This is a genomic window from Lentimicrobiaceae bacterium, from assembly GCA_020636745.1.
Taxonomy (GTDB): Bacteria; Bacteroidota; Bacteroidia; order Bacteroidales; family Lentimicrobiaceae; genus Lentimicrobium.
Genome location: JACJXH010000003.1, coordinates 329,779 through 352,913, shown reverse-complemented (window position 1 = coordinate 352,913; position 23,135 = coordinate 329,779). Strand labels below are relative to the sequence as shown.

Here is a 23,135-nt window from a genome sequence, read left to right as displayed (position 1 = left end):
TTCTTTGAGAAATGAGTGCCCCGGGCTGTTTGTAAAACAAAAAAAGTAGTTTGGCGGGATACAATGGTTTTTAAATTGTTTAAAAGGCCAAACATTTTGATTATGTCGTTGAATATTCCCGATACAAAGCAAAAAAGAATGGTCGTCATTGGCGCTGGTTTTGCCGGCCTGAAACTGGTAAGATCGTTGCAGGGTTCTCCATTTCAGATAATTCTTATCGATCGCAATAATTTTCATCAGTTTCAGCCCTTGTTTTATCAGGTAGCAACGGCAGGCCTTGAACCAAGCGCTATATCATTTCCTCTCAGGAAGATTTTTCAGAAAAGAAAAAACCTTCATATCCGGCTTACAGAAGTTGTGCAGATTGATACAGAAAATAAAGTAATAAAAACCTTATTGGGCGACCTGAGGTATGATGTTCTTGTACTGGCAACTGGTGCTACCACCAATTTCTTCGGTATGCAACAAATTGCTGAAGCATCATTGCCCATGAAAACAGTTGGTGAAGCACTGAATCTGCGCAATACGATTCTTAAAAATTATGAAGCTGCATTAACTTGTGATTCCATCAATGAAATGGAGTCGCTTTTAAGTATTGTTATTGTGGGGGGCGGGCCTACCGGTGTTGAGCTGGCAGGTGCTTTGGCCGAAATGCGAACATATGTATTGCCCAAGGATTATCCGGAGCTGAATTTCCGGGAAATGAAGGTTTATCTGGTGGAGGCTTCATCAAAGCTTTTGAGCAGTATGTCTGAAAAAGCATCACTAGGAGCTTATAATTTTCTTGAAAAACTGGGTGTGCAGATTTATACAGGAGTGCAGGTTACCGGCTATCAAAACGATCAGGTTTTATTGCACAATGGTGAGCATCTGAATGCCCACACACTTATCTGGGCGGCAGGGGTGAGAGGCGAATATATGGAAGGTATTTCCGAAGCTCATGCGGGCAGAGGCAGCCGGATAATTGTAAATGAGTTTAACCAGGTAATCGGACTCGATTCAGTTTATGCTATCGGCGATATTGCTTTGATGATGTCAGATGCTTATCCCAATGGGCACCCGCAAGTAGCCCAGGTTGCTATTCAGCAGGCGGCTGCGCTGGCCAGAAATCTGACTTCCCGACAGAAAAATAATAACTGGAAAGCTTTCCATTACCTTGATAAAGGGGCAATGGCAACCATTGGCAGAAACAAAGCTGTTGTTGATTTGCCTGCTATTCGTTTCAAAGGTTTTTTTGCCTGGATAATTTGGATGTTTGTTCATTTAATGTCAATAGTAGGCACTAAAAACCGTTTGCTTATCTTCATCAATTGGCTTTGGAATTATTTAACTTATGATCAATCGCTCCGGTTAATTATCAAACCGGGGAAAGGAAATCCTTAATTGATTCTAGGCAAATTTATCCGGCAGGGTGCTGATTTAGCGCTTTTAAAAATTAACTTTTATTTTGTTCAAAAGTATCTGTCAGAAAATGAGGGCTTCAGCCATATCAAAGGCCTTTGTCGCGCGCGCGAGAAGGCTTATTTTAAAAAGATCAATGTTCAGTTGAGTGTTATTCCTTATATTTGCTTTGTTAAGTGAAAATTTAGAAACAACACATAATCAATTCTTTATGCAGAATAATCGTTTCGATGCCGTAATTTTTGACCTGGATGGGGTCATAACTAAAACCGCTTTGGTACATAGTACAGCCTGGAAAAAGATGTTTGATGATTTTCTGAAAGATTGGGAAAAATCTCACCAGCTTCCATTCCGCGAGTTTACGCATAGCGGTGATTATCTGCCATTTGTTGATGGAAAACCACGTTATAAGGGCGTCGAAGATTTTTTAAAGTCAAGAGGTATTGCCCTGCCTTTGGGGAATCCATCCGATACACATGAAATGGAAACAATCTGTGGCCTGGGAAATCGCAAGGATTTTGCCTTTAATGAAATTCTTAAAAGGGACGGTGTTGGCGTTTACGAAAGTACAGTAGATTTAATCAGGCAGTTAAAATTACAGAACATAAGGGTAGGGGTAGCTTCTTCCAGTAAAAATTGCGGTCCGGTACTTGAAGCAGCCGGGTTGCTTTCTCTTTTCGAAACCCGCGTCGATGGAGTTGTTTCTGCTGAACTGGGTTTAAAAGGTAAGCCTGAACCTGATATTTTTACCACAGCTGCTGATAATCTTGGCGTTGCCTATGATCGGAGCGTGATTGTTGAAGATGCTGTTTCAGGAGTACAGGCAGGCCAAAAAGGAGCTTTCGGACTCGTAATTGGTATTGCTCGTGAAGAAAACTCCCGCGAACTTTTGCTTAATGGAGCTGATATTGTGGTTGATGATTTACAGGAAATTGGAATTGACCGTATCAATGCGTGGTTTGAAAAAGGATTGGAGGACGATAAATGGTCAATTACTTACCATGCTTACGAACCTTCAAAAGAAAGAACCCGCGAAGCTCTGCTGGCTGTCGGAAACGGTTATTTCGGTACAAGGGGCGCCATGGAAGAAACTGACTCGAACCAGGTAAATAATCCGGGCACTTATATTGCTGGTTTATACAACAGGCTTGCTTCCAAAGTAGGCGACCGTATGGTTGAAAATGAAGACTTTGTGAATGTTCCAAACTGGTTACCTGTTAATTTTAAAATAGATAATGGTGATTGGTTCGACTTTAATAAAGCTGAATTTACAGATTTTAAAAAACGCCTGAATTTCAAAAATGGGGTCTTTTGCAGGCACATGGTTGTGGTTGATGAGCAAGGCCGGAAAACTGAGATTGTTTCGCGGCGTATGGCCAGTATGGCTAATCCTCATCAAGCTGCAATTCAATATAAATTAACACCTTTAAATTACAGCGGACAAATAACAATTTGCAGCGGAATAAACGGTGATATCATAAACGATGGAGTTGAACGTTATAAGCAACTTAATCAGCAGCATCTGAAGCCCGGTTTTCAAGGGGCTCTTGATAATTTGGTTTGGGTTTCAGTTGAAACAACTCAATCTGCCGTTCATGTTGCTGAAGCCGCTCATCATCGTGTTTTTATTGATGGGCATGAACTGAAAGTCAACGGAACGCCTGTTATTGAACCTGCCAGGGCATATTTAATGTTTGAAATTCAGGCAGAAAAAGGAAAAGAACTGCTTCTTGAAAAAGCAGCATCTATCTACACCTCAAAGCACGACGATGTTAAAGAACCGCTGGCTGAAGCTAAAAACACTGCATTAAAAAGTGGATTGTTTGAGGAGATGCTGGCTGAAAGTGCTGTTGTATGGCAACAACTCTGGGAAAAAATTGATGTTGAGCTTGAAGGAAACAGGATGGATCAGAAACTGTTGCGTCTGCACCTCTACCATCTAATGGTTTCAGCTTCTCATCACAATGCTACTATTGATGCAAGCTTTACTGCCCGCGGACTGCATGGCGAAGCTTACCGCGGACATATTTTCTGGGACGAACTGTTTATTCTGCCTTTGTATAATCTTCAGCTTCCCGAGGCTGCAAAAGCTACGCTGATGTACAGGTACAACCGCCTGCCCAAAGCGCGTGAATATGCCCGTGAATATGGCTATACAGGGGCTATGTTTCCCTGGCAAAGTGGAAGTGATGGCCGCGAAGAAACACAGGTGGTGCACCTTAATCCTTTGAATGGAGAGTGGGGTGACGATTACAGCTCATTGCAACGCCATGTTTCATTAGCTATTGCATATGACATCTGGGAATATTATCACACAACCGGCGATTTAGAGTTCCTGATAAAATCTGGAGCAGAGATGTTTCTTGATATCTGCCGGTTCTGGACAGGCAAATCTGAATTAAATACGGAAACCGGCCGGTACAGTATTGCTAAAGTAATGGGGCCCGATGAATTTCATGAGCAATATCATGGGTCAACCGAAGGCGGTTTGCGCGATAATGCCTATACAAATATTATGGTTGTTTGGGCTATTGATAAAGCTTTCGAAATTTTAAGCTTGCTGGGTAATGATGCCGCTGAAGTTAAAAGCAGACTTAATCTGAGTGATGAAGAACTTGTACGGTGGAAAGACATTTCACGAAAACTCAATATTGTAATTTCACCCGAAGGAATTATTTCGCAATATGATGGTTATTTTGATCTCAAAGAGCTTGACTGGGATTACTACCGTCAGAAGTACGGAAATATTTATCGCCTCGATCGTATCCTGAAAGCTGAAGGAAAATCGGCTGATGAATATAAAGTGGCAAAACAGGCCGATACTTTAATGGCATTTTATAACCTCGATAGTGCCGAAGTCCGCACTATTCTTGATGAATTGGGCTATAAAATGCAGGATGATTATCTGGAAAAGAATCTGGCTTATTATCTGGCCCGAACCTCTCATGGTTCAACCCTAAGCCGTGTGGTACATGCATTGTTGGCAAATATGATAGGCGACCGTAAGTTAAGCTGGGAGCTTTATCAGGATGCTCTAAGCAGCGATTATAATGACATTCAGGGAGGTACCACTGCTGAAGGCATTCATATGGGGGTAATGGCTGGTACTGTTTTGATTGCTATTTATGCTTATGCCGGCTTGAATTTGAGGGGGAGTCACATCAAAATTAACCCTAATTTGCCTGATGCCTGGAAAAGTTTGAAATTTGGATTTTCATTCAGAGGTAACAGGTTGATTGTTAAGGTTAATAAGGATTCAGTTGAAATTAAAGGTTTAAATATTCAATCACCTATAGAAGTTGAAATTGGGGGCGAAAGGATTAAGCTGACCAGTAATGAATTAGTTAAAGTATTACTTTAAATAAGGATACTGACTGATTGTTAAATAATACTTAAAGAGATGTTAAACGATATTCTGTTGCTCAACAAAAAGCATGAAAATGCTGCCCAGACCATTTTGGAAAAAGTGCTGGATGAAAGAAAAGGCAAATACATTATCACCATATCCGGCGAAGTCGAAACTGGTAAATGTGAAGTAGCTCACATGCTGGGTAAGCTTCTTAAAAAGCAGGGAATTAAAACCAAACTGCTGCACATGGATAATTACTACAGGGTACCTCCCTCACTCAGAACAGAATGGCGCAAGCAACACGGTATTGAGTCGGTGGGCTTTGAAGAATATGAATGGCACCTGGTTTATCGAAATATCATGGACTTCAGAAGTGGCGAAAAGTCAACTTTCCCATGTGTTGACCTTTTTACTGACCAGATTGACCATATTACAACTGATTTTAAAGGAGTTGAAGTCTTGATTATTGAAGGCTTGTACTCTGTAAAAATTGAAGATGCCAACCTGAAAGTTTTTATTGAAATGACCTACCATGAAACAATGGAGGAACAAAAATTAACAGGCAAGGAGGAGTTGGATGAATTCAGGATGAACGTACTTGAACGTGAGCATCAGGTGGTTCAATCGCTTAAACCCCTTGCCGATTTTTATCTTGACTTTGATACTGCCAGTGAAATTTTTCACTATTAAACAAATCAGGTTTTCTGCCTGAGATTTCGGTGTCGGGCAATGAAACCAAATCTGATAAAGACCATTCATTTAGTTGTTAATAACCTCAAAAATCAAAATTATGCTCGGAGATGTGTTGCTTATTGGCGAAAAACATGAAAATGCAGCTAAGGAAATCCTGCCATATATCCTTAAAAACAGGAAAAACAAATTTATGATTGCAGTTTCAGGCGAATCGGGCTCCGGTAAAACTGAATTGTCTCATGTTCTTGCTAAGATGCTGAGGAAAGAAGGTATTATCTGCAAACCCATTCATATCGACAATTATTACAAAATTCATCCTTTAGAAAGGACTGAATGGCGTAAAAAAAATGGAATTGAAACAGCTGTTGGTTTAAATGAATACGATTGGGATACCATCTATAAGAATATCGACGATTTTAAACATGACCGCACCTCCACAATGCCCTGTATTGATTTGGTTACTGAACAGGTTGATCATCTGACCACCGATTTCAAAGGCGTGGAAATGATTATTGTTGATGGATTATATGCCATAAATACTGACGGGATTGATTTGCGGGTTTTTATTGAGCTTACTTATCACGAAACGAAAAAAGCTCAGGTTGTTCGTGGAAAAGAGCCTCAGAATGAATACCGTATGCAGGTTCTTGAGCGTGAGCATCAGGTTGTTCAATCGCTCAGAGATAAAGCAAACATATTTATCAATAAAGAGTATCAGGTTGTCCCTGCCTGAAATGTTTCAGATTTTTAATGGCGGAATGTGCCTGTTAATGCCAGTTTGGTGAAAATTGTTGTATTTTTCAAGCGCCTTAGACAGGGCGTTTTGAAGTGAAAAATTAAAACAAGTTTTACTTTTATTTACAGGTAGCTGTCTTGTAATGAGGTAGTTGCCTGTAAATTGCAACTGTTTGTTATATGCCTAACTCCCGCGATTTGCCGGTAAAATGGAGCCGGAATCTAACCATTTATGAAGTTAATTTAAGGCAATACACTGCTTCAGGAACTTTCCGGGAATTTGCTACACACTTACCTCGCTTGCAGAAGCTTGGGGTAGGAATCCTGTGGTTTATGCCTATTCAACCTGCAGGGATTGAAAAACGAAAAGGCACAAGAGGCAGCTATTATTGCATCAGCGATTATATGTCGGTTGATCCGGCATACGGAACGCTCGGGGAGTTCAAAGAACTTGTATCGGCGATTCATCAAATGGGTATGTATGTTATCCTCGATTGGGTGGCTATTCACACCTCATGGGATCATCAACTGACAAAAACAAATCCTGAATTTTATAAATTGGATGATAAAGGCGCGTTCAAACCTCCTGTAACCGATTGGAGTGATGTCATTCATTTGAATTATGATAATCCGGCTGTTGCGCAATATATGATAAAAGCCATGCAGTTTTGGCTTTACGAAACAGATATTGACGGTTTCAGATGTGATATGGCCAATCTGGTGCCGTTGAGTTTCTGGCAAAATGCACGCATGGAACTTGAAAGAATTAAACCTGTTTTTATGCTGGCTGAAGCGGAGCAGCGGGAATTGCTTTCGGGTGCTTTTGATGCTATTTATAACTGGAGGTTATTTCATACATTTAACCGAATTGCCAGTGGCGAAAATTCATCATGGGATCTATATTCCATGCTGAATTATGAAATTTATGCTTTTCCATCCTCTGCTTATCAAATGCTGTTTATTAGCAACCATGATGAAAATTCGTGGAATGGTTCTGAGCTTGAACGTCTTGGCGAAGGGCTTGAAGCTTTTGCTGTTCTGTATTTTACGCTAACAGGTATACCTATGATTTACAGCGGACAAGAGGCCGGTTTAAGTAAAAGATTGCTTTTTTTCGACAAGGATGAGATTGAATGGAAAGAAGATAAGATGTTTCCCCTGTACCAGAAGTTAATAAGTTTGAAAAAGCGAAACAGGGCGCTTTGGAGCGGCCCTTACGGAGGTGTGCTGAGGAGAATTGAAACGCGCAACAGTGGTAATGTCTTTGCCTTTATGCGTGAAGTTGCAGGGAATAAGGTTATTGTTATGCTTAACCTAAGCAAGCATGAGCAGTTTGCTCATTTATCAGTAGACAATCTTCCGGGATACTATAAAGATATTTTTGCAGACACCCAGGTCGAACTTTTTGATAATCACTATTTTGTGCTTAAACCCTGGGAATACCGTGTTTTTGAATTTTTTACAGCCTGACTACCTGTTGTAAAGTTTGCAGAATAAACTTAACCGGTTAGCGTGTGCAGTCTGTAAATCAGCTTCCCTGAATCTCCATTGCCAATTACCGTGTGGTGTACCCGGTATGTTTGTCCGGGCTTCACTGTCCAGGCCAAGAATATCCTGTAAAGGCACAATAGCATAATCTGAAACAGAAGCCATCGCCAGCTGAATCATTTTCCAGTTCACCTCCATTCCATTACAGCTGGTGTAATCCAGAAATTTTTGCTTGTCGGTTTCATTCATCTGATGGTACCATCCAATTACAGTGTCGTTGTCATGGGTGCCGGTGTATACAGCTGAGTTGGCCGAAAATAAATGAGGTAAATACGGATTGGCCTCTGAATTGTCAAATCCGAACTGTAGTATTTTCATGCCTGGAAATCCGAATTTAATGCGCAGTTCATCCACGTCGGGCGTAATTACACCCAAATCTTCAGCAATTACTGGCAATGAGCCAGTTTTTTTGATTAATGCTTTGAACAGTGCTTCGCCCGGGGCAGGGAGCCATTCCCCGTTTATGGCATCTTTTGCTCCAAAAGGAATGGCCCAGTAAGCGGCCAATCCCCTGAAATGGTCAATTCTCACAATATCGGCCAAATGAAGATTATAATTCATTCGTTGAATCCACCACCTGAAGCCTGTTTTTTGCTGATACTCCCAGTTGTACACCGGATTTCCCCATAATTGGCCTGTTTCGCTAAAGAAATCAGGTGGAACTCCTGCTACTTTAACTGGGTGCATTTTTTTATCTAAAAGAAACAAGTCGGGATTTGACCAGGCATCAGCACTGTCAAATGAGATATACAAGGGGATATCGCCAATGATTTTAATGCTTTTCCTGTTGGCATATTCCTTTAAATCCATCCATTGCCCATAGGCTGAATATTGCAGAAAGCAATGGTATTTAATGTCATTTGAAAGTAATTTCCGGAAAAAGCGCATTGAAGTGCTATTGCGTTTTTTGATGGCATCAGGCCATTGATGCCAGGCAATACCTCCGAAATAGTCTTTAATGGCCATGAAAAGAGCGTAGTTTTCAAGCCAGAATTTATTGCTGTTGCAAAAGATTTCAAAGGAAGTTTTGTCCTTGAGAGAAGCTTTATGTTGAAATGTGTCAAATGCTTTTCTGAAAAGCATTCTGCGCGCATCGTTGACAAAGGCATAATCTACCTTGCCGGTATTCTCAGTTTTTGCCTCCTTAATGTTTTGTTCTGTAAGATATTTTTTGTCGGCAAAAGATTGAATATCAATCAGCAATGGGTTTAGTGCAAATGCCGAGAAACTTTGATACGGAGAATCGCCTGGCCCTGTTGGGCCCAATGGCAAAATCTGCCACAGTTTTTGCCTGGCTTCGCAAAGGAAATCAACAAAAGCAAAAGCTTCAGAGCCGAAGCATCCAATGCCATATTTTCCCGGCAAGGAGGTTGGGTGCAGCAAAATGCCACTGGAACGGGTAACCTTCATGAATTAATGCTCGTCAGTCACAAACATGACAGTTGCTGCAGCAATAAACATGGATACTCCTCCAAGTACCAGCGCATATATGGCTTCGCCTCCAAAAAGATCGCGTGTGAAAAAGCCCAGGATACTGGCTGCCAGAATTTGCGGGATAACGATGAAAAAGTTGAAGATTCCCATATAGGTACCCATTTTATGTGAAGGCAGAGCTCCTGCAAGAATGGCATAAGGCATTGAAAGGATGCTGGCCCATGCCAGTCCGACTCCTGTCATTGAAAGAAGCAATAAGTTGGGATCTTTGATAAAATAGATGGAAATAAGGCCAAGTCCTCCTCCAATTAATGAAATCATATGTGTAAACTTTCTGGAAGTTTTTTTGGCAATGACAGGGAGAAGAAATGCTACCAAAGCAGCTATTCCATTGTAAACTGCAAAACAGATTCCAACCCAGTCGGCCCCTTCATTAAACAGGGCTGAAGTTGTATCACTTGTACCATAGATATGTTTGGTAACTGCTGCGGTCGTATATATCCACATGGCAAACAGTGCAAACCATGAGAAAAATTGAACCACCGCCAGTTGCGACATAGTTTTGGGCATTTTGTACAGGTCGTGCATAACGACTGCAATTCCGTTTTTTGTATGCCCGTTTTTGATGAGTGTGCCGGAAATTAGCATCATCAGACCATAAACGGCAATACCTGCCGAAAATATGTAAAGCTCCTGATGTAGTTGAAAGTAAAAAATCAAATAGGAGAGTATTAATCCAATCGCAATCCAGATAACACTACGCGTTAAAAATACCTTACTCACCTTTTGAGGATTCTCAATTTCCTCTTCATGTGTTTCGTGTACAATTTGTCCTTCAGCTTCGGCATGAGCCCGCAATTCTTCGGGTGAATACTCTTTGGTGCGGATGACTGTCCATAGTACAGCACCGAAAAATGCTGCAGCACCAAGGTAAAATGAGTACTGAACAGACGGAGGAATTATTCCCTCAGGGGCTGTATTGGCAATGCCAAACCAATTGGTCATGATATAAGGGAGTGCCGAAGCAACAACAGCGCCTGTTCCTATAAAGAAACTTTGCATGGCAAATCCTTTTGTGCGTTGTTCTGACGGCAGCATATCGCCAACGAAAGCGCGGAAAGGTTCCATGGAAATGTTAATAGAAGCATCCATTATCCAGAGCATTCCTGCAGCAATCCAAAGGGCTGGTGAATTAGGCATTACAATAAGTGCAAGTGAAGCGAGAATAGCGCCAGTAAGGAAATAGGGGCGACGCCTGCCAAACCGGTTCCAGGTATTGTCGCTCATATGGCCGATTATGGGCTGCATAATCAGGCCGGTAACGGGCGCTGCAATCCATAAAATGGGTATTTCATCAACTTTTGCGCCGAGTGTTTCAAAAATTCGGCTAACATTGGCATTTTGCAGGGCAAATCCAAACTGGATACCCAAAAATCCAAAACTCATGTTCCAGATTTGCCAGAAACTCAGATGAGGTTTCTTTGTCATAACTTAGGCTTTGTAAAATGAGCGTTAAAATTACGGAAAAACTTTTTGATGTGTTGTATTAATCATCGGCTTTATGATGAATATATCTTTATTGCAAGCGGAATTCAAATTGAAAATACTCATTTGAATTATTCGGTCCGATTGATATGAATTCCTAAAGTTTTTATACTTTTGTCCTTTCAAAATGCGGAAGTAGCTCAGTTGGTAGAGCATCAGCTTCCCAAGCTGAGGGTCGCGGGTTCGAATCCCGTTTTCCGCTCCACTGATTATTATTAATTTCAGACAGATAAAGCAATCCAATAAAGGATTGCTTTATTTTTGCAACAATTGTTTGGGAGAAATATTAAACCAATTGTTGTTTATTGTCAGGTAGTTTGTACTTATATGTCTGCTAAAGTATTGATTAAGAGGTTAATATCTGATATTCGTTTCTGGATTTTATTCTTCTTTGTAATAAGAATGATAGGAATTACCAATCCACCTCTTGAAATCGGACATAACTGGAGGCAATCGCTTACAAATATGGTTGCCCGCAATTTTCTGGAAGTTGATGCCCGTATTCTATATCCCCGTATTGATATGGCCGGCGAAAAAACCGGAATCATAGGTACTGAATTCCCGTTGCTTAATTACCTGATTTATTTGGTCTCATCGGTTCTGGGATATACACACTGGTACGGACGATTGATTAATCTGATAGTTTCCAGTTTGGGCACGTTTGCATTTTTTTTGATAGTAAAGAAGTTGTTTCAGGAGAAAGTGGCCTTTTATGCCACTATCATTTTTATGTCTTCCATCTGGTTCTCGTTTTCACGCAAAATTATGCCTGATACATTCAGCATTTCACTCTTGTTAATCGGGCTTTGGTTTTGCATTTTATTTCTCGAAAAGGGCAAGTGGTTTCATTTGTTTTTCCTTTTTATTTTTACAACCCTGGGGCTATTGTGTAAAATTCCGGCTCTCAGTTTGTTAAGTGTTACAGGGGTGCTATTATTAGATAAGAAACATGGAATAATCCGTAAGGCATATGTTTTTTCTGCAATTGCAATGGCCATAGCCATTTCATTTGTTTGGTATTTTTTCTGGGTCCCGTATTTGGTTGACGCTTTTCAATATCGCCTGTATTTTCCTAAGGATTTGGCTGAAGGCATAAGAGAAATTTTGCCTTTATTTGGCCGTTTTCTGGAGAAATTCTATTTCAGTGCCCTGAATTCTTATGTGGGGTTTGGCTGCTCGCTTGTTGGCCTCTACTTGTTTTTCAAAGCCGAGAGCTTGATTTATAAGCTTGGATTTATTCTGGTATCTGCTGTTTTTGTGCTCTTTGCGATTAAAACAGGTGCTGTATTCCCGCTTCATAACTATTACATTATTCCGTTTGTTCCGGTTATTTCTTTGCTTGCCGGTTATGCCGTTTATGCCGTTTCAAAATCAAGGCCTTCAATGGCCACATTGTTACTTGTGTTCATTGCAGTTGAAGGGATAGCCAATCAAAATCAGGATTTTTACATAAAAAAAAGCGAAAAATACAAATCAGGATTAGAATCTCTTTCCAATCGATACATTCCTAAAGACAAGCGCATCATAATTAATGGTGGTCAGTCTCCGCAGTTAATTTATTTTGCCCACAGAAAAGGCTGGACCGTGAATGAATCTGTTTCAGAATCTGTGGTAGACTCTATTTCACAATTTGGCGCTTCATTTCTGATAATTGATAAGCATAAGGGGAGTAAAGTGCGTTATAGTTATGAGCAGGTTTATGCTGATAATGATTTTTCAATCTACGTATTACCCGTTTATTGAGTTTAGTTATTCTGAATTCTTAAAAAACTGCTTTAGCTTTAAAGTGCGGCGCAGCTTCAGTTGCTGTTTATTTGAAATCTGATATACGATTTAAGCTGTTGTCAGCGTTTAGGAGTAAACTTTCCCGCCGCTATGAAAAAGTTCCTCCTTCTTTTCCCTTTTGCCTTTGCTCTGGTTTTTGTTTACCTTTTTATGCATCAGCCAGCCGGGGTAAATGTTCTCTTGTTTAATGTCATGATTTTGGGGGGCTTGTTATTAGCCGGAAGGTTGAATTTTATGCATAGGATACAACTTCTGCTTGTTACCGGCACATTGCTTAGTTCGGTAATGGTCTTGTTTTACGGAGCGTCTATGGCTTTAGCTGTCAATATTATTTCATTGATTTTGTTGGCAGGAATGATAGCTTCTCCGGGAATACTTCTTTTGCTGAATGGCTTCCCGGCATTTGCCTATGCTGTAATTACCGGTCCATTTGCCTTTCTTAAAACGTTTGAACATGTTACAGATCAGGCTAGCGGAGGGCGAAAATTTATCAGGTTTGCTTTAACAATTATAATTCCGCTGATAATTCTGATTGTTTTTCTTGCGATTTATGCTTCGGCCAGTCCTTATTTTAACAGGTTAACCGGTAATATTCTTCAAAGAATTGTTGACATTTTTGAAAACATTGCCCGTTTTGTTTCTCCCGCCGCATTTTGGCTTGCTGTTGCTGGTTTATTGATTGCCTTTACATTTCTCTTCGGTAGGCCGAATACTTTATTTACCGTATTTGGCGAAAAGTCAGGAATGGATTTACTAAGAAAACGCTCTCCGTTTTCAGGCAGATTTATGGCCCTGAAAACTGAGTACAGATCGGGTGTTATTATGTTACTTCTGCTTAATTTGCTGATAGCTGTTATGAATATGCTGGATGTGTATTACGTTTGGTTTTTCTTTGAATGGAATGGACAGTACCTGAAGCAGTTTGTTCATGAAGGGACCTGGTTACTTATTGTTTCCATTCTTATTTCTATCATGATTGTATTATATTTCTTCAGGGCTAACCTTAACTTTTTTCCAGGCCGAAAACTGATTTTATCTCTTGCTGGGCTTTGGTTGGCGCAGAATGCTTTACTGGCTGTTTCAGTTGGAGTGCGCAATTTCTGGTATATTCAGCATTTTAATCTTGCCTATAAAAGAATTGGGGTTTATGCTTTTTTATTGCTCACAATTGTGGGTTTAATTACAGTTTTTCTGAAAATTCAAAAACGCAAATCCCACCAGTATCTTCTTCATTACAATGCAATTGCAGCCTATGTATTGCTCATAGGTCTTGGTTTATTTAACTGGGACAAGGTAATTGCCACTTATAATGTACGTCATGCTGATAAGGCTTTTTTTCATCCTGAATTTATGAGCACCTTAAGCAGTAGCACCTTGCCTGTGCTTCAGTTGTCAGTTTCTCAAATGGATATAATAGAAAAAGCGCAGGTCGAAAAATTTGATTTCTACCATGAATACATGACGCTTGACTATTACAAAGAGCGGGTTGATACCAGGTGCCGTGACTTTATCAAGGGGTATCCGATGCTTTCATGGCAGGGATGGAATTTGGCTGATTTCAGAGCTTTCAGGGAACTCAATTCAGGGAATAAAGCGCTGTATCAGCATCCTGAATAAAGATTTTTATAAATTTCAAGATTTTCAGAATCAAAGCAACAAAATGTTACCTGCAGGGGAGGGGCAACATCTTTCAAAAATGCTTTCACCGTTTCAATGGCAATTTTTGCGGCAGCTTTTTTCGGAAATCCATATATTCCGGTGCTTATGTTGGGAAAAGCAATAGAAATGCAATTGTGTTTAATGGCAAGTTTGAGGCTTTCGAAATAGCAGGAAGCCAGAAGATTATCTTCATTGTTATGGCCGCCCCGCCATATTGGACCAACCGTATGTATGACATATTTTGCCGGAAGTTTGAAGCCAGGTGTTATCCGGGCTTCACCGGTTGGGCAGCCACCAATCATTTGGCAGGCTTCAAGCAATTCGCGACCTGCTGCCCTGTGAATGGCACCATCAACACCTCCACCACCCCTGAGATTTGAATTGGCTGCATTTACGATGGCATCGCCTCTGAAATTTGTAATATCTGCCTGAATAATGTCTATTTGGTGCATGTTTCAAGTATTTACACAGTGATTTTTATTAATAATCAAATAAAAGCATTTGATTCTTACCGCAAAAATAAGTATTATTGCATATGAACAGCGCAACTCCACGCGCTTTAACCCACGTCGCAGAAATAATTATGGATGCGGAGTGCCTTGGGTAAATTCGCTCAATTAGAGTGCTAAACAGGTTAATTTGCTAAGACAAATGAAACAAAATAGCAGGTTAATCTCTTTTAACATGTAAAAATAACACATATAAATATATGAATAATTCAAATCATGTTTTTTCAAAGTTTAAATCCTGTTTCGATGAAAAAAGTACTTTCCCTTGTTTCGATGACTTTATTTCTGGCTTTTTATTTACCTATACAGGCACAGGAATACAAATCATTTGAAATTGAAAATATTGCTCCTGAAGCTGTATGGCCTGCAGTTTACACGACTTTCCAGGAATTGAAATTACCCAGGCCAATCATCAATAAAAAGCTCGGAACCGGCAACACATCCTTTTACAGCTATGAATCCTTACTGGTAAAAAACCGGTTACGTTTTGAATTTGAATACAAATCAGGGAAACTGACTGTGTCAGTTACCGAACGTCAATACCTTACTGATAAAGGCTGGGCCGACAATTTATTGCCATTTTCAAAAAAACAGGCAGCTAAACTGCTCGATCCCATTCAGGAAAGAATTTCAACTTTGGTGAGCAATCAGCCTTATACCGCAGCCGCAAAGGCTCATGAACTGAAGAGGGTTCCGGCACGTGGAAAAGCTGGTTTATATGATGATTTTGCACTTGTTAAGACAAACGATGCAAATATGGAACTGCTGGGTTTGCACCGGAATGGGAACCTGGTGGGTTTTAACCTTTCTGAAAATAAAAACCATGTGGAAAGCATGGTTTTTAGAATGGATGAAAATGCAGAAGCTGTAACATTGCTGTTTCATGAGAATGGCTACCCCCGTTGTTTACAAGTGGGGGGATATGCGATTAATTTCAATAAACTGGATGCTCATACTGTCCGATTAACCGTTTTTGATACACTCGGTCGTTTTATCAGCAGTGCAGCAACTTCACTGGAATATCCAGACATTAAACAGATTGGTGTTGAATCAGGACCTATAAAAAGTGGCCCTTTTACCATGAATCCTGTAATGGTTTCTCCCGATCTGAACGATTTAACTGATTATTTGGGATATGCAGCGCTGGCGATGAAAGGCGTTGCCTGTTTAGCCACACTTCCATCTGCCGTTGGAGCAGTTGTTCCATGTACGGCACTTGCACTTGATGTGCTCACCAGGATTGTTCCCGAAGACGCTTTCCTCTATAGGGAACTTCAATTGACAGATGCTTTATTCTCTCTGGTAACTTTTTCGAACCCTGTCACAACTTTTGATAAGGTTGCCACAGTTGTAGGCGGGCTGAAGGATGCATCATCCCATGCTGCAGAGATGCTTGACCGGCTTTTCCCACCTGGAGAATTGATTGTAGCTGGCAATCCTGAAGTTAAAACCGGCGATTTTGGTGAAATAGGTGAACCAGTGCTTTATTATGCTCTTTCTAATTATCCCGAAGTGCCGGTTTTATGGGGTACTTCTTCTGAAGCCATTCAAATTATTGCGGTAACTCCTGATGAAGCGTGTTACAGACCAGGCTATTCTACTGCAAAAGTATATGCCGTTGAACCTGATGAATCCGGCGAGGTTACGATAACAGCCTCACAAATGAATGGAGGAGAGCTTATTCAGGCCAGCCGTAAAATTCATGTAAAAAGCCCGGGGTATTATTATATGCCTGATTGTCAGCAGCTGTATGAGCTTAAGGTAATTTCAGCAGCTGATCTGGCCCGCTGTAACGAAGATGCCGAAGCCTGTGAAGATGCCCTTGCAGCAGCCGGTGATCATATTCTTGTCAATGATCCTGAAATTGTTGCAACAATTATTCGTGAACACCTGATTTCAGCTTCTGAAATTACGGATCCTGATATGCTTTTGAAAACTGAAAAACTGAATTTTTCGCGCAAAATATGGAAAATGGATGGAACAACCTATCCGCCAGAGGAAGCAGGTGAATTCAGGGATTTTGTGAAGCAAGCACCATGTATGTACAAATGGTTCAGTTATGGTGATCGCCAAACTATTATTGCCCTGGCGCACGAAGGTATGTCAAAAGTGGAGGCTATTGAAAAAAGGATAGAAGGTCTGCAGAAAGCTGCCAATGAAAGCAATTATCAAAATATTGCCGCTGACATCATGAAATTAGAGGAGTCCATTCCAGCTATCAAAGAAAACTATGAGGCTAAAATAAAGGAGGTGGCTCAGAAACAGACTATCAGATATGAAACACGTAAAAGTGATCCTGAACAGTATTATACGGTACAATATGCTGTTGTATCAGATGCTCGCTGGGGAAAATATGATGGTACGCCAAACTTGTTGATCGATATTTTCTTTACGCCTCAGAAAGCTACCAAAACCCAACAATTTTTCGATGAAACCCGCACTTTTGATTTATTTCTCAATCAGTTTTCGTTTTCTTTTGTCAATGGTTCATCTGATCCGGTTCAGTATGCGCTGATTATTGGTGACCAGATTAGGGAAAAGGGTGTGGTGCAAACAGCCATCCGCATGAAAATTTTTGAGGATGATGTCAGATATTTTGATTTTTATCGCTCAAATGCCGGAGCTGTGCGAGTAGAATAGTCCTTTTGGTCAGGCTTTTCTGACAATGAGTTGCGCATTTTCATAGTTCACAACCAAAATGTCTTCTCCTTTTTCAATAAAACCTGATTCGGCTACTGCATCAAAAACTTCGTTTTCAATCTCAACTTTCCCGGCAGGGCGTAACATGGTAAAGGCTTTTCCGCTTTTGCCTGACATTTCGGTGTAATGCACACTTGAAGAGGTGAATCCTTCGCTCGATTGTTGTGTGCTGAGTAGAGCCAGGTCGCCAAACATGGTGTGACTTCCGAAAAGTTTTCGGGTGAAATAGAGTGAACCAACCAATGATGTAAAGGAAGCAATTATGACAATAAAAAATGCAATGACAACTCCTCTCATGGGAACTCCTGAAAAGTCAAACCCTATATTGTCAATCATACTGAGTGTTAGTCCGGTTACAATCAATACGATACCCGAAATTCCGGCTACACCAAATCCTGGAATGGCAAATAATTCAATTAAAACCAGTATGACTCCAATGATAAAAATCAGAATTTCCCAATTGGCTGCCAGCCCTTCAATATATAAAGGCGCAAAATAGAGCATAGCTGCTGTAGCTGCAGCTGCTAAAGGAAATCCGATTCCGGGAGTCTGAAGCTCAAAGTAGATTCCGCCAATAATGATCATGATCAGAATTCCACTCACATAGGGTTTAGTTAGAAAACTGATGATTCGATCAGCTGCTGTTAGCTCCTGTTCTACTATTTTATACGATCCGGTTTTGGTATATTTCAGTATGTCATCAATGCTGTTTGCCTGTGCGTTGCAAAAACCGTTTTTCAGGGCTTCTGATGTGGTAAATGTAATCACCTGCCCTGTGTCAGTTACACCTTCAATAAAGATACGCGGGTCAACCATTCCTTGTGCAATATCAGGATTTCGACCTGTAGCTTCGGCTGTTGAACGCATCATGGAGCGCATATATGACTGGTATTTATCGGGTAAGGGTTTTCCTGCCTGATCAACCACTGTAGCAGCGCCAATATTAGCACCTGAGCGCATATAAATGCTGTCACAGGCAATGGAAATCAGCGCACCAGCTGATGCCGCATTGTTATCTATAAAAACCCAAACGGGAATGGTTGACTGAAGAATGGCAGTTCGGATTGAATCGGCCGATTCAAGCATGCCGCCATAAGTATTCATGTGAATTAGAATGACATCGGCTTTTAATGCATGAGCCTCTTCAAATGCTTTGCGGGTTTTATGCCATACCGGAGGCGCAATTTCCTCTTTGATGTCAAATTTATATATTGTTCCTGATTTCTGATCCTGAGCTTGAATGCCTGTAATCTGAAACATTAAAATTGCTAAAAAAGAAATGAGAAAGGCTGGCTTTTTATTAAACATGGCTTTGGAATAGATAGATGGTTATGCGAATATACTAATATCCGCGTAATTTTCATGAAGAAAATGGTGTGCAATTATCAGGATGATATTCCTTTGAATAATTGTTTGATCACAGATAGAATTTCAGGATGAATGGTTTTGCTGGCTGCGATGAGTTCACGACCAAAAATGTAGTTTTTTTCGCCATTAAAATCTGTTACTTTTCCTCCGGCGGTCTCAACAATAAAGGCTCCTGCAGCTACGTCCCACGGATTAAGTCCGTATTCGTAAAATCCTTCAAAGCGTCCGCAGGCAACATAGGCTAAATCTGCAGCTGCAGAACCTAAACGTCTTAAACCAGCGGTGTGTTGCATAAAGTGTTTAAATACTTCAAGATAGGCATCTAAATAACCGTAGTCGTAATACGGAAACCCGGTAGCCAGAAGTGCTTTGTCAAAATTATCTGATTCCGAAACATGAATCTCTTTATTGTTCAACATTGCTTTGCCGTTTTTCCACGCATAAAAGCATTCGTCGAGGTTTATTTCATATACGACACCCATTACAATATCGGTATTTTCCATAAGTGCAATGCTAATACTGTAAACAGGAACTCCGTGCACAAAGTTGGTGGTACCATCAAGTGGATCGATTATCCAGTTGTAGATCTCGCCTTTGTTGCTGGCAGTGCCTTCTTCGGCAATAAAGCCCGCCTCAGGAAGAATTTCCCGTAGTTTATTGACAATTTGTGCCTCAGCGCTTCTGTCAACATATGACACATAGTCGTGACGTCCTTTTTGCTCAACCAGTGAAGTGTTGAACTTGCTTCCTTCCAGAGCTATAAATTGTCCGGTTTGCCTGCTGATTTCACAAACCTTCAGGCAAATTTCATAGTAATTTATCATGGATAATTTTTATAAAAAGCAATAGTGAATAATATCAGATAACGGGTTCAATTATATAAATTCCATCCTGATCCGGGTGTGAGAGCCTGACTATTTGTACAGAGTTTACTGCATTTTCATCTATTGGCTTTTTACATCTGATATAGTTGTCGGAAAATCCATGCATAAATCCATCCTGGTAATCAGATTCCCAAAGCACTGATCTGATGGAATGCTGATTGGCCAGATAAAATTCATTCTTTTTAATGTCAGAAAGCTGATGAAGTTTCCGGCTTCTGATTTGCTTTTCACTCTCACTCAGTTGGTTATCCATGAGAGCTGCTTTTGTTCCCGGGCGAATGGAATAACTGAAAACATGAAGATAGGAAATGGGCAATTGTTTGATAAACTCATAGGTGTCTTCAAAATCATCCCCGGTTTCACCCGGAAATCCAGTAATGACATCAGCGGCAATACAGGCGTGTGGCATCAGCTTATGAATGGTATTTACGCGGTCGGCAAATACTTCTCGTTTATATTTTCTTTTCATGAGCTCTAAAATCCTGTTGGTGCCTGATTGCAACGGAATGTGAAAATGAGGCATAAACTTTTCGGAATCAGCCACAAGCTGAATTATATCTTTGTTGAGAAGCTCGGGTTCAACTGAAGAAATTCTGATTCTATCGATGCCTTCAACTTTCTCAAGGCCTTTCAGTAAGTCAAGGAAGGTTTCGCCATGCTGTATGCCAAAGTGGCCAATGTTTACGCCAGTTAGAACAATTTCTTTGATTTCTGAAGTGGCAATTTGCCCTGCTACTTCCAGTGTTTGTGCAATAGTGGCGCTTCTGCTTCGTCCTCTGGCATATGGGATAGCGCAAAAAGTGCAAAAATAATCACATCCATCCTGAACTTTAAAGAACGAACGCGTGCGATCATTGGCCGAAAATCCGGGCTCAAAAACCTTTGAAGATTTTAGTTTATCATCGGTTGATGCAGGCTGAACTTCACCGAGATTCTCAATATAATCAGCAAGTCTGTATTTATCGCTGTTGCCTAAAACAATATCCACACCCTTCATTTTTCTGAGTTCATCGGGCTTCAGCTGCGAAAAACACCCGATAACAGCGATTGATGCTGACGGATTTCTTTTTACAGCCTGCCTGATGGCTGCTTTGCATTTACGCTCTGCTTGTGCTGTAACGGTGCATGAGTGTATAACGTAGATGTCCGCTTCGTCCTTGAAATCAACTGATTCAAATTCATCTTCATGAAATTTTCTTGATATAGCGGATGTTTCGGCAAAGTTGAGTTTACAACCGAAAGTATGGAATGCGATTTTCTTCTTTTTCATCGCTGCAAAGATAACTCATTTGTTATTTTTAAGCTGTAATGAAACCCAATAGGGCAGAATGAAAATAAAATGACTTTTGACTGTTGATGTTTTTCTTTGATTCAGGCAAAATCATCAGTAGGCTCCAACAATAAAAATAAAATTTAGGGATAAAGCGCTGAAATTTGATAAAATGATATTTATATTGTACTTTTGTTTATGTTTAATAAAAATGTAGATTTTATTTAATGAATACTCAGGGTGTTTCTGTTGAATTTTCTGTCAGGTTAACTACATGGCTTAATCGTTGTTATTCGTATTTAGCCCAGGGTCAGCAACATGAACTGTATTGGGCTGGTATTTGTGATTGTATTGCTTCATTTGATGGCATTTATGGCGTTTGGATAATTAAAAAAAATCAACATACTCCTCAGCTGGAAATCCTGGGAAATTGCTATACAGGGAATGCTGGCGCTGAGCAGGTAATAAAGAATGCCCTTACAAGGCTGAAATCAAATACAGAAAATGCTGAATCCTTTGTTTCAATCCCGTTTCGTTACCCCAGGGCCATTGAGTATAAAAATAAGCCACAACCCGACAATGCATTGAATCTCTGTATTGTGACTATTCATATCGACCGTATTCCCTATTATCTGGCAAGCATTGTTGAAACAGATTTGCATGGTGTTTTATCCAGAACACTTCCTGATTTATTTTCCAATGTATTAAAGTTCAATAGCAAAAATTCTGTTGGTGTTAATGCAGATTTCCAGCTAATTATTGAGAATTTAAATGATTTGGTTGTTAAAGTTGATGATAAAGGAAGGTTTTTATTTGTCAGTCCTTCATATTGTCAGCTTTTTGGGATGGAAGAACATGAACTTTTAGGGCGCAAGTTTATGCCGTTGGTGCATCAGGACGATAGAGCTGTTACTGCCGCTTCCGTTAAATCGCTGGTGAATTATCCGCATAAAAGTTACCATGAGCAAAGAGCCAAAACTGCCATCGGATGGCGTTGGCTGGCATGGTCAAACAAGGCAATAATAAATAAAAAAGGAAAAGTAACTGCCATTTTTGCTGTTGGCCGCGATGTTACGGAACAAAAAATGGCTGAGCAAGATTTGAAAGAGAGTGAAATTAAATTTCAAAAGGCATTTCGCAACAGTCCCAATCTGATGCTGATTTCAAGGATCAGAGATGGTTTGGTTTATGATATCAATAACAGATTTGCGAACCTGCTGGGGCTGTCTCATGATAAAATTGTTGGGCGAAAATCAACCCAGCTGGGATTGCTCAAATCTATAGATAGAAGCCACCTGACGAAAATGTTATTAAAAGATGGCCGGATTGAAGATCTTGAGCTTTCTTATTTTAAGATAGGTGAGAAGAAACTTGAAGGCATGTTTTCTGCCGAAATATTTGAATTAAATGCCGAAAAGTGCATGGTTAGTTCATTTTATGATCTTTCAGAACTTAAGGCGGCTCAGGCTGAATTAGAAAAGTATCGGTTTCATTTGGAAGGATTGGTGAAACAGCGAACCGAGCGAATACTTGAAATTAACGAAGAGCTTGATCGTTTTGCCCGTTCTGTTTCGCATGATTTAAAAGCGCCCTTAAGAGCCATGCAGGGCTTTGCCATGGCATTGCTTGAGGACTATTCAAAAGATATTCATGAAGATGGTGTACTTTATATAAAAAGGATTTGCAATGCAGGTTCCCAAATGGAAACTTTGATAAACGATCTTCTTGAGTATTCGAGATTGAGCAGTCTGGATGTTAAACTTGCCCCTGTTGATACAGAGGAAACCATTAAAAAGGCGATAAAAAATCTGAATCATGAAATTGAAGAGAAAAAAGTAAACATTGTACTTGATTATCCATTGCCTTTGGTAGTCGCTCATTCGCCGGTTTTGATTCAGATTTTTACTAACTTGATTTCGAATGCCATAAAATTTACACAAAAGGACAAAAAGATTAAGATTCAAATTTTTAGCAGAGAATCAGGGAATAATGTTGAGATTTGTGTTAAAGATAATGGCATTGGTATTGACAAAATCTATCAGGAAAAAATATTCAATGTTTTTGAGCGCCTGCATGGCATTGAAAGCTATCCCGGAACAGGTATCGGACTGACAATCGTGAAGAAAGGGTTAGAAAGAATTGGTGGTCAGATTCAAATAAAATCAAAACCAGGCCAGGGCAGTACATTTAAGGTTATTTTGCCTGCTGCAGAAAAGGTTGTAAATCGTTGAATTATAAGTTAATAATAGAAGGAG

Annotated in this window: 15 protein-coding genes and 1 tRNA gene; 10 read left to right on the top strand and 6 right to left on the bottom strand. The window is 40.2% G+C overall.

Annotated elements, in window-relative coordinates; genetic code table 11:
- Positions 1-102 precede the first annotated feature (102 nt).
- The 5 genes from H6541_06915 (at position 103) to H6541_06895 (ending at position 7,648) form a co-directional block, all read left to right on the top strand.
- On the top strand, positions 103-1,383 hold the full coding sequence (locus H6541_06915) for an NAD(P)/FAD-dependent oxidoreductase (GenBank protein MCB9015511.1): 1,281 nt from the start codon (positions 103-105) through the stop codon (positions 1,381-1,383).
- 229 nt (positions 1,384-1,612) lie between these two features.
- Positions 1,613-4,762 carry an HAD-IA family hydrolase gene (locus H6541_06910; protein MCB9015510.1) on the top strand — a complete coding sequence of 1,050 codons (3,150 nt, stop codon included), beginning with the start codon at positions 1,613-1,615 and terminating at the stop codon, positions 4,760-4,762.
- Positions 4,763-4,801: 39 nt separating this feature from the next.
- Entirely contained in the window at positions 4,802-5,440 is a 639-nt protein-coding gene (locus H6541_06905) for a uridine kinase (GenBank protein MCB9015509.1), read from the top strand.
- A gap of 100 nt (positions 5,441-5,540) precedes the next feature.
- Complete coding sequence (locus H6541_06900; protein MCB9015508.1) at positions 5,541-6,176, top strand: uridine kinase; 636 nt, start codon at positions 5,541-5,543, stop codon at positions 6,174-6,176.
- Between the two features lie 182 nt (positions 6,177-6,358).
- Positions 6,359-7,648: an alpha-amylase gene (locus H6541_06895; protein ID MCB9015507.1), complete on the top strand. Its 1,290-nt coding sequence runs from the start codon at positions 6,359-6,361 to the stop codon at positions 7,646-7,648.
- On the opposite strand, the gene malQ is transcribed toward H6541_06895, so the two are convergent.
- Together malQ and H6541_06885 are read right to left on the bottom strand one after the other, a co-directional pair.
- Positions 7,649-9,136: a 4-alpha-glucanotransferase gene (malQ, locus tag H6541_06890; protein MCB9015506.1), complete on the bottom strand. Its 1,488-nt coding sequence runs from the start codon at positions 9,134-9,136 to the stop codon at positions 7,649-7,651.
- 3 nt (positions 9,137-9,139) lie between these two features.
- Positions 9,140-10,648 (bottom strand): MFS transporter, encoded by a 1,509-nt coding sequence (locus H6541_06885; GenBank protein MCB9015505.1) that lies wholly within the window; start codon positions 10,646-10,648, stop codon positions 9,140-9,142.
- A 186-nt stretch (positions 10,649-10,834) separates the two neighbouring features.
- Here H6541_06885 and H6541_06880 point away from each other — a divergent pair.
- The 3 genes from H6541_06880 to H6541_06870 all read left to right on the top strand — a co-directional run bounded on the left by H6541_06880 (position 10,835) and on the right by H6541_06870 (position 14,107).
- Positions 10,835-10,910 (top strand) — tRNA-Gly (locus tag H6541_06880).
- 122 nt (positions 10,911-11,032) lie between these two features.
- Positions 11,033-12,448, top strand: a complete 1,416-nt coding sequence (locus tag H6541_06875) for a glycosyltransferase family 39 protein (protein MCB9015504.1) — start codon at positions 11,033-11,035, stop codon at positions 12,446-12,448.
- 132 nt (positions 12,449-12,580) lie between these two features.
- Positions 12,581-14,107, top strand: coding sequence for a DUF4173 domain-containing protein (locus H6541_06870; GenBank protein MCB9015503.1), 1,527 nt, complete (start codon positions 12,581-12,583; stop codon positions 14,105-14,107).
- Here H6541_06870 and H6541_06865 read toward each other — a convergent pair.
- Positions 14,092-14,601, bottom strand: coding sequence for an O-acetyl-ADP-ribose deacetylase (locus H6541_06865; protein ID MCB9015502.1), 510 nt, complete (start codon positions 14,599-14,601; stop codon positions 14,092-14,094). The genes H6541_06870 and H6541_06865 overlap by 16 nt on opposite strands.
- 303 nt (positions 14,602-14,904) lie before the next feature.
- On the opposite strand from H6541_06865, the gene H6541_06860 reads away from it, so the two are divergent.
- On the top strand, positions 14,905-17,298 hold the full coding sequence (locus tag H6541_06860) for a hypothetical protein (GenBank protein ID MCB9015501.1): 2,394 nt from the start codon (positions 14,905-14,907) through the stop codon (positions 17,296-17,298).
- A gap of 9 nt (positions 17,299-17,307) precedes the next feature.
- Here the strand turns inward: H6541_06860 and H6541_06855 are convergent, their stop codons facing one another.
- From H6541_06855 to mtaB, 3 genes are all read right to left on the bottom strand, one after another.
- Positions 17,308-18,666, bottom strand: a complete 1,359-nt coding sequence (locus H6541_06855) for a nodulation protein NfeD (protein ID MCB9015500.1) — start codon at positions 18,664-18,666, stop codon at positions 17,308-17,310.
- 77 nt (positions 18,667-18,743) lie between these two features.
- Positions 18,744-19,550 carry an inositol monophosphatase gene (locus H6541_06850; GenBank protein ID MCB9015499.1) on the bottom strand — a complete coding sequence of 269 codons (807 nt, stop codon included), beginning with the start codon at positions 19,548-19,550 and terminating at the stop codon, positions 18,744-18,746.
- Positions 19,551-19,584: 34 nt separating this feature from the next.
- Positions 19,585-20,880, bottom strand: a complete 1,296-nt coding sequence (gene mtaB, locus H6541_06845) for a tRNA (N(6)-L-threonylcarbamoyladenosine(37)-C(2))-methylthiotransferase MtaB (GenBank protein ID MCB9015498.1) — start codon at positions 20,878-20,880, stop codon at positions 19,585-19,587.
- 227 nt (positions 20,881-21,107) lie between these two features.
- Between mtaB and H6541_06840 the strand changes: the two genes are divergently transcribed.
- The gene (locus tag H6541_06840; protein MCB9015497.1) at positions 21,108-23,111 is read left to right on the top strand and encodes a PAS domain S-box protein; all 2,004 of its coding nucleotides are present in this window, start codon (positions 21,108-21,110) and stop codon (positions 23,109-23,111) included.
- Positions 23,112-23,135 lie beyond the last annotated feature (24 nt).